The sequence below is a fragment of the Alkaliflexus imshenetskii DSM 15055 genome, assembly GCF_000517065.1.
Taxonomy (GTDB): domain Bacteria; phylum Bacteroidota; class Bacteroidia; order Bacteroidales; family Marinilabiliaceae; genus Alkaliflexus; species Alkaliflexus imshenetskii.
In genome coordinates this window covers 1,142,233-1,155,428 of record NZ_KI912105.1, presented here as the reverse complement: position 1 = coordinate 1,155,428, position 13,196 = coordinate 1,142,233, and the positions used below count along the sequence as shown (strand labels likewise).

Here is a 13,196-nt window from a genome sequence, read left to right as displayed (position 1 = left end):
ATTGTTTTCAGACCGCAAAAATAATACAATCTTTTGGTATCATCAACCTCAGGGGATAATACTGAACTCAACCCGGTTATTGAGATTGCGTATTGTCTCCTGATCGCGGCGGTTTAGCCTCTGGATAAATGTGTCGTTCAGCTCTTCACCTTCGCGCAGATAGTTGTACCTCGAAGCCAGCGCCGCATCCACTTTAAGCGGCTGACTGCCACCGGCTCCCCGTCCCGAAAGGCGCTCGCGGGCAATGCCGCGTCCGGTTAGGTATTCCATTACCGCTTCAGCGCGTTTCTGTGCCAGCTCAATCAACTGAGTGGCATCGCCGCGGCTATCCGTATGTGCCGTCACATTAATTCTAACTGAGGCGTTGTCGTTGAGTATGGCAACCACTTTGTCGAGTTCGTTGCGGGCGGCCTGAGTCAGCTGCCATGTGCCGGCATCAAACTGAATGTTGTCAAAAACCAGCGGTCTTCTGGAGCTGTTGATACGGATGTTTAAGGTGTATTGCCTGCTTTCGGTGAGTCCCATGGTGCTGATTCTTTCGCGGTGGTTGAAATAGCCGGGCGATGCAACCAGCAGAACGTATTCGTTGTCGGGCTCAAGCAGGGCATTAAACACCCCTGAAGGTTCCACGTTTATCCTCACGTTGGAGCCATCGGTACCCACAATGCGAACGGTAGTGTTGTGTGGGAGCGGTTCATTGTTTCCGGTGTCAATGTTTCCGGTTACCACGGGTTGAATCACCGGCAGCGCAAATGTGAATATGTTGTCGATGCCCCGGGAATTGTCTCTGGAGCTGCTAAAGAAACCTGCTTCGCGACCACGGTGAAAAGTGATGCCAAAATCGTCGGCCATGGAATTGATGGGCTGCCCCATGTTAGAGACCTGCCATCGTTCCTCATCCAGCTTCACTGCCCGGAATATATCCAGACCTCCAAATCCGGGATGGCCATTGGAACTGAAATAAAGCGTGCCATCCTGTCGGATATAAGGAAACATTTCATCGCCAGCGGTATTGATGTCGGGTCCCATATTTATGGGAATGCCCCAGTTGTCGCCACTGCGTGTGGTCATCCAAATATCTTTGCCTCCAAAGCCACCGGGCATATCGGAAACAAAATAGAGCGTATTTCCATCGGGCGAGATGGCTGGATGGGCAAATATAAGGCTGTCGGGGCCCAGATTTACTTTAACTGCTTCACCCCATCTGCCGCCCATCCGTTTTACATTCCAGATTTCAGCACCCATGGGGCCGGTGCTTTCGTAGCGACAACGGGTAAAAAATGCGTCCCTGCCATCTGATGTCACCGATAAGGTGCCATCTTCCCAGTTGGCAGTAGGGTCTGGCTCAAGAAGCAGTTCCGAATCCTGCCAGTCGCCCCGCGAATCCTGACGGGCAGAGTAGATTTGCGATGCGCCCTGACCGGTGATGCGGTTCAGTTGGCGGCGTTTGCTGCCCGCCTGCCGCATCGATGTAAAAAAAATCTGCGACGGGTCGTCGGGCGCAATAAATGGGGCAAAGTCGCTCTGTCTGGAGTTGAGTCTGCGGATGGATTCTACCTGATATCGGGTTGGTGGGGGCGGGTTGAGCGCCATACGACAGGCGGCACGGCCATTGTGCGCCAGTTGGTCGCCTGCCACTTCTTCAAGGTATGCCTCATAAAGCGCCAGTGCCTCTTCGTAGTTGCCAATTTTTTGTAGTTGTTGAGCCTGATAGAGTTTGGCTTTTCGTTCGGGATATCCGAAACGGATGGCACGTCCATACGCTGCAGCTGCCCGCCGTGGCTGGTTGGTCATGCGGTAGCTCTCACCAAGATAGAATGAAATCTCGCTCCGGTAATAGCGGTTATCCTCACGTTTGTAGGCCCTTTCGAGAGCTGAAATGGCGCGGTGGTATTCACCAACGTCATAGACTTTCTGTGCCCTGCCGAGACGATTGGAGCCGGCACAGCTCTGCAAAAAAAGTGCGAGTAATGCGGATGACAACAGTATGATAATGGGTAATATGCGCTTCATGGCCATAAAGATAATGAGTCCTTCAATTATATAGAGACTTCATGGTATAAAAACGCAGGGCTTTTCATAATATTTTATTGTGGCATCATGTAGGTATAAAAACAAAAGGAGCTGACTTGACTGACAGCTCCTTAAGCTAAGAGTTGTTATAGTATATTTTTGTTAGATTTAAGATTACTTGATGTAAGAAGATTAGATTTAAGATGTTTAGATGGGAGGATTGTTAAGTGCCGAGCGTCGGAACAAGACAATCAAAATTTGAAAACCTCTAAACCTCTTCCCTGGCTTCACTATCCCTTTATTTATCTAATCATCTACTTCTCTAACATCTAACAGTCTATCTTAAATATGAATCACCTCGCCATAGGCCGCTGCCGCAGCTTCCATGATGGCTTCAGACATGGTTGGGTGCGGGTGAACGGCTTTAATGAGTTCCTGACCGGTGGTTTCAAGCTTGCGCGCGGTTACCAGTTCGGCAATCATTTCGGTGACGTTGGCTCCGATGAGGTGAGCTCCCAGCAGTTCACCGTATTTCGCATCAAAAATGAGCTTCACGAAGCCATCTTTGTGACCGGCAGCACTTGCCTTGCCGGAAGCTGAGAACGGGAATTTTCCGATTTTCAGTTCGTAGCCAGCCTCTTTTGCAGCTTTTTCGGTGTAACCCACCGATGCCACTTCGGGGTTGGTGTAGGTACATCCGGGGATGTTGTTATAGTTGAGCGGTTCCGGGTGATGACCTGCAATTTTCTCCACGCAGATGATTCCCTCAGCCGATGCCACGTGTGCCAAGGCCTGACCAGGCACTATGTCGCCAATGGCATATACACCTTCCACAGAAGTGCGGTAGAATGCATCAACTTTTACACGGCCATTTTCGACTGCCACGCCAGCCTCTTCGAGGCCTAAGCCTTCGATGTTGGGGGTGATGCCTACGGCTGACAGCACAATTTCGGCTTCTATTATCTCTTCTTTACCTTTTTTGTCTTTAACGGTTACTTTAACCTTTTTGCCCGATGTATCCACCGATGTCACTTCAGAGCTGATGCGCACATCAATTCCGGCTTTCTTAAATGAGCGGGCAAGTTGTTTGGAAATTTCGTCATCTTCGAGTGGCACAATGTTGTCAAGGTATTCCACCAGGGTTACTTTTGTGCCGATGGCGCTATAGAAATAGGCAAACTCGCTACCGATGGCACCTGAGCCAACAACAACCATTGATTCAGGTTGTTTCTCCAGCGTCAATGCTTTTCGGTAACCAATGATTTTTTCACCATCCTGAGGTAAATTAGGCAGTTGGCGGCTACGTGCACCGGTGGCCAGCAATATGTGACTTGCTTCAAAAACTTCTGTTTTGCCATCCTCTTTTGTAACTTCAACCTTGCGGTCTTTGGTCAGCTTGCCGGTACCTTGAATGGTTTCAATTTTATTTTTCTTAAACAGGAACTGGATGCCTTTGCTCATGCCATCGGCAACGCCACGGCTGCGACTTACCATTGCTCCAAAGTCTGCTTTGGCATTGCCTTCGATGGTTACACCATAGTCGGCAGCATGGTTTAGATATTCAAAAACCTGGGCACTTTTAAGAAGCGATTTGGTGGGGATACAACCCCAGTTAAGACACACCCCGCCCAATTCGGAGCGTTCAATTACGCCTACTTTCATGCCAAGTTGAGAGGCTCTGATGGCAGCCACGTATCCACCGGGACCGCTGCCAATTACCAGCAAATCATATTTCATCTGTATGTAATTTATGTAATTATCGGTTTGTCATCCCGCCTGGCGGTATAATTCATCTCATTCTTGATAAAAAATGCAAGAAATTTATACACCTGATACAGGATGTTTTTTCACCATCTATGATGATTTAACAAAGAAGAAGGTGGAAGGTTCAACTTTTTCTGAAACGATTTAATAGTTTGGTAAACCAATTGTTTGTAGTGATAAGTTTTGTAGTTCGGGTCTGTTTTGAACCTATTGCCCCTAATAAAAAGCCGTAGGCTTCCATCCCTTCGATTTCATCAAATATTACTTTAAGGATGGCTATTCCCGGGATGAAAAGAATCATGCCGGCTAATCCCCAAATGAAATTCCCTACAAACAGAGCAATGATTGTCATCAATGGGTTCATAGATACCTTAGCACCAACAATTTTTGGGGTAAAGAGGTTGCTTTCAAATAGTTGAATAACGTAGAAAGCCAAAAATACGCCAAACGAATACCAGAGAGAGTCTTTTGTGAGGAGTGCAAAGGTAATTGGCAATACTGAACCAATAAAAGGTCCCAGAAAAGGTATCACATTTAAGAAAGCAGCAAAAACGGCAAACAGCAAGGCATGCTTTATACCCAGACTATACAATGCGATGCTGTTGAGAACGGCCAGAATGGAGATAACAATGATTGAACCTTTAATATAATTCTGAACTACAAATTTGACTTTTGTTATTACTTTCTCCACCTTTTTCTCATGAAATTCAGTGAATACTTTTTTGAAGAAATCAGCTAAAAAACCTCGGAAATAGAGAAAAAGAAAGATATAAACCGGCAGAATAAAAAGCATTGTTAATGTTCCGGCGGTGGCAATAACTCCCTGGGTGAGGGTGTCCATGTTTTCATAGAGTTTCTGGAAGATAACTTCTTTAATACTGTCCATTGAGATTGGAACGACACCTTCAAAGTTGTTGGCAATAAAATGATTGATATTTCCAACCAGTTCTGAGAACCGTTTTTCCAGTCCCTCAAGGTCGCGTGATAGGCCAATAATCTGGTTGTAGAAAAAGTAGATTATGGAGGATAGTACAATTATTAGGCCTAGGAGGCTGATGATGGCAGCTAATGAAGGTGAAAACTTTTTCTTTTCGAGCCAGGATGTCACGGGGCTTATTAAAATAGCGAAAAAGGCTGAAACCATTAGCGGTACCAACAACGATTTTGCCACTTTCATCACAAAAACAATCAACACTACTCCCAGGAGTATGGTGGTTAGTTTTAGGTAGCCAGGCAGTATAATTTGTTTCGCAGGTTCTTTTGGCGATTGCATATAAATAAAAATATGCCAAAAGATAAGGAAAATCAGATTACCACACAAAACTATGCGGTAATCTGATTGATGTGTAATCTTTTTATTTGTCCCACACAAGCCAGGCTGCCACCAGCCAGTGGTTAAGCAGATGTCCATCAGCCTCCTGAGCTTCGGGAATGCTGAAGGTGAACGTGTGATTGCCCGGTTTCAGATTGTCGAGTGTTATCTGCTCGGGTTCTACCACGCTGCCTGGGCACCAGTTAGACCTTGAGAGGTCAGATGAAGCCAAGCGTTCCTCAATCACTTTTACCTGATAGCTTCGGGTTGTGCGGTCGAGATAAAGCGCCGAGTCCTGACGCAGCCATACGCCGGAGCTTGGGTTGAAACGTCTGAACGAGGCACAATCGTCGCGCCAGGGGATGAAACTGTAGATTTTCTCGTTGTTGAGATAGATGACATTCTCTTTAGGTACAAATTCATCGCCCCCGGAATGGCCACCGTGACCGGTTGTGGTGTAAAAGAGTCTGACGTTTTTTGCGTTTGCCGGGATGTTGGCATTCACATTGATGTCTTTGCGGGCAAAGATGTCCACGTGACTCTGACCACCGATGTAATAGACGGTGTTGAGCAAAGGCAAGACCTCCGTTTTTGTTCTTGCGGCGCATGGGAACGGGCTTTCATCCAAAATCAGCTCGGCTGAAAAGATGTACCCCTCTTTTGTCCAGGTGTCGGCCCAAATGCCAATCCAGAAATCTCCTTCGAGCTGTGAAAGCCGGTCGGTGATGTCCTGTTCCCATACCACCACCGGCTCCCATTTTGGGATGTAAACCGGTTTGCGGTTTTTGGTTCGTTCACTGATGGCTCCAAACGGTGTCATGAAACGCATGAGTTCCACCGTTGGTAAGAAGTTGTCACCGGCCACAATGCCTTTGAAATCTTCAACTTCGTCAGTGTTTGGAATTGGAAATTCAACTTCGCTGTTGTGAATTGCCAGAATGTTGTGAGCCTGATTGGCCGGAATTACAAAACATGAGCCCGATTTGTCCCAGGTGTCACCCGCTGAGGTAAAGGTGATGCGCAGGGTTGCTTTTACATCCCGCTGGTAGGCAGGCAGGTTGAGCTTACGCAGCAGGATGCGGCCATCCATTATTCTGATGACATCATCCGTATGTAAATCCGGTCTGCCTCCATGCGCCTCCGGGTCAAAATTGAGATGTTCCTGGTCGAAAATAACGATATGGCGGCTGCCATGCTCCTTGTAGGAGCGGTGACAGCCTGTGCCTATCAATAATACAATGAGTAATAACGATAAATACTTCATCTGTAAATTATTTTATTTATCTGAATTCTTTATCGAAGTAGTTTACATTCATGCCATCCAGACGTTTGAGATGAACCATGAGTCTGCGAACAAAATCGTCATAATTCTTTAACGATTTGTCGGTCCAGACAACTTCGGCAAGTGCCACGGCACGGGGATAAGCCATGTATTCAACGTGTTCGCTGGTTTTCATGTATTCAGTCCATAAGTTGGCTTGCGCCCCCAGAACAAGTTTTTCCTGCTCTGGAGTGAAGCCTTCCGGAATTGGTTCATAAGAGTAGACATTCTCCAAATCGCTAAAGCAACAAATTGCCATGGGCTCCTCTTCCGGGTCGTTCTGATAATGATCCAGATATAGATGAGAGCTTGGAGTCATAATCATAAAGTTTCCTTTTTCGGCTACTTCGTAGGGCACATCTTTCATCCATCCTCTCCAATACATTACAGTGGCTGTGGGACTGAGACCGCCTTCGGTTATCTCATCCCAACCAATTATTTTTCTATCATGATTGTTCAAGAATTTCTCAATTCGGTGCATAAACCAGCTTTGAAGTTCATCTTCATCATGCAGGTTTTCTGTTTTCATCCTAGCCTGACATTTGGGACAAGCCTTCCATCTGGTTTTGGGACATTCGTCACCGCCAACATGAATATATTCACTTGGAAACAAGTCCATTACTTCAAGAAATACATTTTCCAGAAAGGTGAAAACCTCTTCATTGCCTGCACACAAAACATCATCAAATACGCCCCAACGTTTTGCAACTTCGTAAGGGCCACCAGTACAACCTAAATTGGGATAAGCTGCTAATACACCGATAGTATGACCAGGGAAATCAATTTCAGGAATTACAGTTATATATCTGGCTTCGGCGTATTTAACGATTTCTCTAATTTCATCATGAGTATAGTATCCACCGTAAGGTATGTTGTCGTATTCAAATGGTGGACGACCACCGTGCCCAATAAGCGTTCCATTTCGTACGGCGGCAATTTCTCCCAATAGGGGATAGCTTTTTATTTCAATGCGCCATCCCTGATCATCGGTCAGGTGCCAGTGAAATTTATTCATTTTATGAAAGGCCAGCAGGTCGATGTATTTCTTAATGAAGCTTACCGGGAAGAAATGGCGAGCCACATCCAGGTGCAGTCCACGATATTGAAAACGAGGTTCGTCGAACACAGTAACCGAAGGAATATCCCATGAGATGCCCGATTGAACGGTGGGTTGTTCAATTTCAACGGGCAGAAGCTGGCGAAGCGTTTGCACACCATAGAAAAGGCCGGTGGCATCGGGTGCCGAAATTTCCACCTTGGCAGGTGACGATTGCAGTTTGTAAACACCCAGATTGCCCACTATCGATTTGTCGATGACAAGCTGGATGACATTGCGGCGTCCCGAGCTGCGTGTGTCCAGTGTAAAGCCGGTGGCCGGTTGAAGCACTTCCTGTAAGTAGGCAGCTACCGATGCCACCTCTTCATCCTTGCTATTGAATACGATGGCTGTTTTTGGCGATAACGTAAAATACCCATTGCCGGTTTGTATTTCCGTTGGTTGCGGAATAATTGCCACGCTATCCGGATTCACTGGTTCCGGTTGTTGGCACTGCCACAGGAAAGTTCCCAGAAGCAGTAATACGAGAAGATTAATTTTAGACATTACTTTCAATATTTGTGATGGTTTATTGTTTTATGATTAACAGATGTAAGATGATTAGCTGATAGACGAAAGAGAAAGGTGTTTAGGCAACTTCATGTTTAAATTATCCTGTGCCGACACCATAAACTACTCGGCTTTCGCATCTAATTCTCTAGTATCTAATTCTCTAATATCTAATTATCTATCATCTTACCTGGTTTTGTCCAGATAGAATTTCAGATGACCATTTTGAATCAACTCATCGTGTGTGATGAAGAAGTTGCGTAACGATTTGCCTCCCATCTCCATTTTACGGATGTAGATGTTTTCGGGGCTGTTGTTCACGGTTTCGATAACAATGCGGTCGTTGGGATAATGGTTTTTATCCAGGTGAATGGTCACCTTGTCAAATACCGGGCTGGTAATGGCGTAAATTGGATTTCCCGGAGTGATGGGATAGAAGCCCATCATGCTGTAGGCCAGCCAGGCACTCATGGTTCCGGTGTCGTCGTTGCCAGGCAGACCGGCCGGGCCGGTATGAAAATAGGTGCGGATGCAATCTCTCACAGTGCGTTGGGTTCGCCACTCTTCGCCTTTCACAAAGTTAAAGAGGTATGGATAGCCCATATCGGGCTCGTTGCCCATGTCAAAAAGACCCTCATTGAAACAGGTTTCGAGCTGCTGCACAAATTTTTTACCGCCACCCATGAGGCGGATGAGTCCCGGCATATCGTGCGGAATGGCAAAAGAGTATTGCCATGAGCTTCCTTCGTGAAACCCGTGTACAGACTCAAAATTTTCTCCCTGAAGCGGGTTAAAGCCTGGCATGAAAGTACCGTCGGGTCTCACCGGCCTCAGCAATCCGTAGTTTTTATCGAAATATTTCTTGTATCCCAGCGACCGTTGATAAAGCATTTTATGGTCTTGTTTTTTGTCGAGATGTTTCGCCAGCTGAGAGAGACTGTAGTCTGCCACATAATACTCGAGTGCCTGAGCCACTGAGTTGTCGAAACTATCGGTAAATGCCACGTAGTGGTTTTTCATGTAAAAATCGTTGTCGGGCCTGATTCGGTTGAAGGCACCGGGCGTGGTAGCCGATTTCATCATGGCTTCGTAGGCCGTTTCGATATCGAAACCGGTGAGTCCGCGCAGGTAAGTATCGGAAAGCACGATGAGCGCCGGGTCACCGTTCATCACATCGGTTTCGCGGCTGTAGAGTTCCCACTTGGGTAGCCAGCCCCCTTCGCGGTACATGTCGAGCACGGAGTTCACCATGTCGAGCTGTTGTTTGGGATATACCAGTGAGAGGAATGGATGAACGCTGCGATAGGTGTCCCAGAGCGAGAAAACGGTATAGCGGTCGCGGTTTTGCACGGTTTTAATGTCGGGCGATTCCATGGCCGGATACATGCCATTCACATCTTGCAGCACATTGGGATGAATGAGGATGTGGTAGAGCGCCGTGTAGAAGATGGTTTTGTCGGCATCGGTTCCGCCTTCTACTTCGATGCGTGAAAGCTGTTTGTTCCATGCGTTGCGCGCGGCACTGGCAGTCTGGTCAAAGTTAAAGCCGGGTTGCTCAGTTTGCAGATTCAGGCGTGCATTTTCGATGCTGACATATGAAACCCCCACTTTAACTTCGATTTGTTCACCCTGTTGTGTGTTAAACGTAAACCAGGTGCCGATGTTTTCGCCAGCCATCTCTTTAAAGTAGCTGTTGTAAATTTTGTACTGTCCGCTGGTGGGGTCCCAGTTGTGACGGTGTCCAGGTAATCTTTGTTGCTCTTTCCAGTAACCGCGGTTTTCGGCTGGCTTACTGAACTGAACCACAAAATAGACCGGGAAAACGGCGTCCGGGTTGTAGCAAAAGGTGCCCATCAGTTTGTACCCCTCGATTTCGGTGTCGGAGACCATCCTCATGAAAGCGCCCGATTCGTTGGTGAGTCCGTGCCCCAAATCCAGCAGGATGTGCGATTGTCCTTCAGGAAAGGTGTAGCGGCTGATGCCTGTTCGCGTGGTGGTGGTGGCTTCGGCGGTGATGTCGTAACGGTCGAGATGAGCGGAGTAGTATCCCGGTTTGGCAATTTCGTTGCTGTAGGTTGAGCCATATTTGCTCACATCCACCTGCAACTCGCCTGTGATAGGCATTAGAATGATGCTGCCCAGGTCGGGACAGCCCACGCCGCTCAGGTTGACATGCGAAAAACCAGTCATTATCTTGTTGGGATGCACGTAAGGATTTGAGCACCAGTTGTCGGTGTTTGAGTATTCATTGCCTTGTGCCGGTGTTACGTTGAATGGCACAACAGATACCATCCCCCAGGGCATGACCGGTCCGGGGAATGTGGCGCCATAGTTTGCTGTGCCAATAAACGGGTCGACCCAATCGACAGGCTCTTTTGCCTGAAGCGGGTTCGCATTCATCAAAATCAGCCCCATCAGGAAAAATACCGGTTTTAAAAACCAACTGGCTGCTGAAGAGGAGGTGGTTGCTGCTGAATACATATTTATGTTTTTTAAAATTTCACTTCTACGAATGAGGGCAACGGGTTTAGGGAAATAGATGTAAGATAATTAGATGTGAGATGGTTAGATGTTAGATAATCAGATGTTAGATGATTAGAGGTGTGGTGACTCACATCCAAATTCTCACATGCTCTGTTTGTTCTCATTAAAAAGCATCTGCCAGTGAAACAATTCTGAGTCGCTTTTCGAAATCGGCTATAGACTCATTGGTTTCAAATGTCACTGTTTGTGATTCTCCGGGAATCAGGTCAAAATAGTTGTTGCTCCACCATCCTGAAACACCATCCACAGAAAGTAACACGTGCCTGGCCAGATAGTCTGCCGAAACGGTAACTTCATAACCTTTGGCCGATTTTTCTGTTTTTGCTTCCACAACAACAGGCTTAAGCGCCAGATTTTTGGGGAGGTCGAAAAAGTGGTGACAATCGGCCAGCAGAGAGCCATTCTGCATTAGTTCAGCCTTCATTACCGAAGATTTTGCAGAAGCTCCGGCAAGAAGTTCCTTCACCGGACTCTCAAAAACAAGGTGGCTGTTGGTTTTAATTTCAATGGGCTTAACAATCTCTTTTAGTCTGTTTCCTTCAAAATCGAAGAGCGATATTTTCATCTCTGCGGCCGATGATTCTGTAAGGTCTGAAATCAGGAATAGTGAGAGCTGGCCATTCTCTTCCAACGGCGAGAGGAAGAGGTTGTCGAAGGCTTTGCGCACGTAGTAGTGCATGGCTTTCCAGTTTCCGTAATAGTCGCGGCTCGACCACGATGCTACGGGCCAGCAGTCGTTAAACTGCCAATAAAGCGTTCCCATGCTGTACGGCATGGCCTGACGGTGCGCTGCAATGCCAATCATCATGCCTTCAGCTTGTAAAATCTGACTCACATACACGTATGATTCAAAATCCTTTGGTTCCGGATACCAGCGTTTCATGTATTCATCGATGGTTTCGTTGCCAATGGGGTGTTTTTGGTGCGTGCGCATTACCGATGACCACAAGTGACGGTCTTCGGGAAGGGTGAAAGTCTTGATGGTGCTCCAGTCAGGAAACGATTGAAAGCCGAACTCACTCATGAAGCGACTCACTCTTTTCCGGTACATTTCAAATGGTTCCTTGCCCCACCAAACACCCCAGTAATGGTTGTCGCCCATGGTTGTTGCTTCCTTGTGACCCCATCCGTATGATGGAGAGGATGGCCAGTATTGGCGTGTGGGGTCTTCTTTTTCAAGTATCTGGGGAATGATTTCATGAAATACTTTTTCGTAGTGTCCCCACACTTCGAGGCTGTCCTGCGCAGAATAGCCAAACTTGTTTTGCCAGCCCCAATCGAACCAGCCGTTTTGAATTTCGTTGTTTCCACACCAGAGTGCGATAGAGGTGTGGTTCCGTAGTTTTTTCACTACCTGCATAACCTCTTCTCTAACATTGTTGAGAAAGGGTTCGTCGCCGGGATACATGGCACAGGCAAACATGAAGTCCTGCCAGACCAAGATACCATGTTCATCACACAAATCGTAAAACGCATCATCTTCATAAATGCCGCCACCCCAGATGCGAAGCATGTTGTAGTTGGCCTTTACAGCATCCACAATGGCATCTTCGTAATCCTTGTATGTGAGGCGTGATGGGAAACTCTCCAACGGAATAAAATTGGCTCCTTTGGCAAAAAATGGTATGCCGTTCACATGAAACTCAAACGAACTGCCATATTGGTCAGGGGTTTGCACCAGTTCAATTGTACGCACGCCAATGCGCTTGCGTATGGTCTGTGTGCCCTGGTTTGATTTCAGGGTGATATCCACATCGTAAAGCGGCTGATTTCCCATTCCGTTGGGCCACCACAGTTCCGGATTGTTGATTGCGAATTGCAACGCGACCTCATTGTTGCCTTTGTTGAGGTGTATCGTTTTGGTCTCTTTTTTGAACTTGTTTGTGGGACTGCTTATGGTTACAATCGCTTTGCCGGATTCAATAGCATCAACTTCCAGACTGGCCAGATAGGTTGCTTTTGCGTTGGTTATTTCCTGAGCACGCACAAACAGATCGCGCATGTGCGGCCCTTTGTGCAGTTGCAGGTAAACCGGACGCCAAATGCCCGAGGTGACGAGTTTAGGCCCCCAGTCCCAACCAAACTGGTATTGGGCTTTGCGCGAGTGCACCCGTTCATCTTCTGGCAGAACGTAGGATAGTTCGGCCGCTTTCTCTTCGTTGTATTGCTGTGGCGAGCGGAAATGAATTTCCAGACTGTTTTCACCCTCTGTCAGAAGTTCTTTTACCTCTGTCGTCCAGGTACGAAACATATTGTCGGCAGCCAAAATCGCCTGCCCGTTGAGTTTCACTTTGGCGTGCGTGTCAAGCCCTTCGAAAACCAGGTCGATGCGCGGCGTGGCTAAATCGGCCCGGGAAATATTGAACGATGAGCGATACACCCAGTCCTTTTCACCAATCCATTGCACTGAGTCTTCGTTCGATCTGAAGAATGGGTCATCGATGAGGCCGGCAGCCATCAGGTCGGTATGTACACATCCCGGAACGGATGCTGGCAACCAGACTGTTTTGTCGGCCTGCCTGAATTCCCAGTTGCTGTGTAATTCTCTGGTTTCGGTGAGCAACTGCTGTTTGGAACAGCCAGTCAATAGGGTCAGAGCAATGGCGCTGAAAAGGAAAAAGTAACGGCTCATGTTA

At 47.2% G+C, this 13,196-nt stretch carries 7 protein-coding genes; all 7 read right to left on the bottom strand.

The window, feature by feature from the left end; genetic code table 11:
- Window positions 1–48: 48 nt before the first annotated feature.
- Entirely contained in the window at window positions 49–2,013 is a 1,965-nt protein-coding gene (gene porE / locus ALKIM_RS0104665; RefSeq protein ID WP_026473626.1) for a PorE family type IX secretion system protein, read from the bottom strand.
- Between the two features lie 342 nt (window positions 2,014–2,355).
- Window positions 2,356–3,750 carry a dihydrolipoyl dehydrogenase gene (gene lpdA / locus ALKIM_RS0104660; protein ID WP_044117749.1) on the bottom strand — a complete coding sequence of 465 codons (1,395 nt, stop codon included), beginning with the start codon at window positions 3,748–3,750 and terminating at the stop codon, window positions 2,356–2,358.
- 151 nt (window positions 3,751–3,901) lie between these two features.
- Window positions 3,902–5,050: an AI-2E family transporter gene (locus ALKIM_RS17645; protein WP_044117748.1), complete on the bottom strand. Its 1,149-nt coding sequence runs from the start codon at window positions 5,048–5,050 to the stop codon at window positions 3,902–3,904.
- An 82-nt stretch (window positions 5,051–5,132) separates the two neighbouring features.
- Entirely contained in the window at window positions 5,133–6,353 is a 1,221-nt protein-coding gene (locus ALKIM_RS0104650) for a peptide-N-glycosidase F-related protein (RefSeq protein ID WP_026473624.1), read from the bottom strand.
- Window positions 6,354–6,369: 16 nt separating this feature from the next.
- Window positions 6,370–8,013, bottom strand: a complete 1,644-nt coding sequence (locus tag ALKIM_RS0104645) for a beta-N-acetylhexosaminidase (protein WP_026473623.1) — start codon at window positions 8,011–8,013, stop codon at window positions 6,370–6,372.
- A 189-nt stretch (window positions 8,014–8,202) separates the two neighbouring features.
- Window positions 8,203–10,497: a GH92 family glycosyl hydrolase gene (locus tag ALKIM_RS0104640; RefSeq protein WP_044117747.1), complete on the bottom strand. Its 2,295-nt coding sequence runs from the start codon at window positions 10,495–10,497 to the stop codon at window positions 8,203–8,205.
- 166 nt (window positions 10,498–10,663) lie between these two features.
- Window positions 10,664–13,192 carry a beta-mannosidase gene (locus ALKIM_RS0104635; RefSeq protein WP_026473621.1) on the bottom strand — a complete coding sequence of 843 codons (2,529 nt, stop codon included), beginning with the start codon at window positions 13,190–13,192 and terminating at the stop codon, window positions 10,664–10,666.
- Between the last annotated feature and the right edge of the window lie 4 nt (window positions 13,193–13,196).

Excerpts from the sequence above, each read along its gene's own strand:
- ALKIM_RS0104635 (WP_026473621.1), bottom strand. The coding sequence starts at position 13,192 with ATGAGCCGTTACTTTTTCCTTTTCAGCGCCATTGCTCTGACCCTATTG.
- ALKIM_RS17645 (WP_044117748.1), bottom strand. The coding sequence starts at position 5,050 with ATGCAATCGCCAAAAGAACCTGCGAAACAAATTATACTGCCTGGCTAC.
- ALKIM_RS0104645 (WP_026473623.1), bottom strand. The coding sequence starts at position 8,013 with ATGTCTAAAATTAATCTTCTCGTATTACTGCTTCTGGGAACTTTCCTG.
- ALKIM_RS0104640 (WP_044117747.1), bottom strand. The coding sequence starts at position 10,497 with ATGTATTCAGCAGCAACCACCTCCTCTTCAGCAGCCAGTTGGTTTTTA.
- ALKIM_RS0104650 (WP_026473624.1), bottom strand. The coding sequence starts at position 6,353 with ATGAAGTATTTATCGTTATTACTCATTGTATTATTGATAGGCACAGGC.
- lpdA (WP_044117749.1), bottom strand. The coding sequence starts at position 3,750 with ATGAAATATGATTTGCTGGTAATTGGCAGCGGTCCCGGTGGATACGTG.
- porE (WP_026473626.1), bottom strand. The coding sequence starts at position 2,013 with ATGAAGCGCATATTACCCATTATCATACTGTTGTCATCCGCATTACTC.